This is a genomic window from Humibacter antri (assembly GCF_054777235.1).
Genome location: NZ_BAAHAW010000032.1, coordinates 1 through 1906, shown reverse-complemented (window position 1 = coordinate 1906; position 1906 = coordinate 1). Strand labels below are relative to the sequence as shown.

General features: G+C 64.1%; 1 protein-coding gene. It reads left to right on the top strand.

Annotated elements, in window-relative coordinates; genetic code table 11:
• Positions 1–373: 373 nt before the first annotated feature.
• Complete coding sequence (rox, locus tag ACYVDK_RS14040; RefSeq protein ID WP_460522783.1) at positions 374–1834, top strand: FAD-dependent monooxygenase; 1461 nt, start codon at positions 374–376, stop codon at positions 1832–1834.
• The last annotated feature ends 72 nt before the right edge of the window (positions 1835–1906 follow it).

The following is a 1906-nucleotide window of genomic DNA, read 5'->3' as shown; positions in this document are numbered from 1 at the left end:
CACCAGCCGGACCGATGCCAGCCTGCCAGCCAGCCCCAGGCCAGCCAACACACAATTAGAGAAGGATCCCCATACGTTCACTTCCACGAGTTGTGGTCGGGCCGCGATGCATTGTCGCGGCGGCGAGCCGATTCGTGAAGGATGCCCTGGGCTCGCATCCGGCATGTTCATTTGTGCTGGAAGCAACATCGACTAACCCTGCCATTTTCAGAATATCGGGCCAGAGGGGTCTTGCCGCAAGGCCCCCTCAGCGGTGAATAATCGCACTCCTGTGCCTGGCCGTGAGTGAAGTCGCAACCTCTGCCCGGCTCATCACTGTGATCGCGCGGTGCTTGCCTGACACGAGCACGTTCGTCGAACGTATGGAGGATTCATGATTGATGTGATCATTGCTGGTGCGGGCCCGACCGGGCTGATGTTGGCGGGAGAGCTGCGGCTGCACGGTGTATCGACCGTGGTGTTGGAGAGGGATGCCGCGCCCACCACGATTGCCCGCGCGCAGGGTCTGCACGTGCGCAGCATCGAGGTGATGGATCAGCGGGGACTGCTTGAGTGGTTCCTCGCCCACGGTCAGAAGTACCCGCTGGGCGGCTTCTTCGCTGGCATCCCCAAACCGGGACCGGCACACCTTGACACGTCTCACGGCTACGTCCTGGGTATTCCCCAACCAGTCACCGATCGGCTATTGGAAGAGCACGCCACCGAGCTGGGTGCGGACCTGCGCCGCGGCTGCGAGGTTGCCGGCCTCAGCCAGAACGACGACGGCGTGGACGTGGAGTTAGTCGACGGCACCCGGCTACGCTCCCGCTATCTGGTGGGTTGCGACGGCGGCCGCAGCACCGTTCGCAAACTTCTGGGCGTCGCCTTTCCCGGTGAACCATCCCGAGTGGACACGTTGCTGGGTGAGGTGGAGCTCACCGCCACGCTCGATGAGATCGTCACCATGGCGACCAAGATCCGCGAGACCCAGAAGCGGTTCGGTGTCATCCCGCTTGAGGGCAACCTCTACCGAGTCGTAGTTCCAGCCGAGACAGTAGCGGGCGATCGGGCAACTGCACCCACACTCGAGGAATTCCGGCAGGAATTGCGAGCGTGTGCGGGCACCGACTTCGGCGCGCACTCACCGCGATGGCTGTCCCGGTTCGGTGACGCCACCCGGATCGCCGACCACTACCGCATCGGCCGGGTGATGCTGGCCGGCGACGCTGCACACATCCACCCACCCGTCGGCGGTCAAGGACTCAACCTCGGCATCCAGGACGCATTCAACCTGGGCTGGAAACTCGCCGCCGCCATCACCGGCTGGGCACCCGACGGCCTTCTCGACAGCTACCATTCCGAGCGGCATCCCGTCGCCGCCGACGTGCTCGAGACCACCCGCGCCCAAATGCAGCTCCTTGACACCCAACCCGGATCCCGGGCAGTGCGCCAACTGGTCTCCAACCTCATGGACTTCGACGACGTCAACCAGTACCTGATCGAAAAGCTGACCGCCATCTCCATCCGCTACGACTTCGGTCCAGGGCACGAGCTACTCGGGCGCCGGCTGCGCGACTTGACGCTGGCACAGGGACGGCTTTACGAACGGATGCACACCGGCCGCGGGCTACTGCTGGACCAGACCGGCCGACTCGCTCTCCCCGGTTGGGAAGACCGCATCGACTACATCGCCGAAACGAGCCAAGAACTCGACGCACCTGCGGTGCTCCTGCGCCCCGACGGCCACATCGCCTGGGCCGGTGATGACCAGCAGGACCTCACCGAACACCTGCCCCGCTGGTTCGGCGCCCAGATACAAGCGCATCAGCACCAAGACGAACCACTACTTCGCTAGCCGCGGGAGTGTCCGGTTTTCGGTGTAACCGGCGTTTTGTGTACTACAGGTTTTCGGCGGCCGGCATACGGT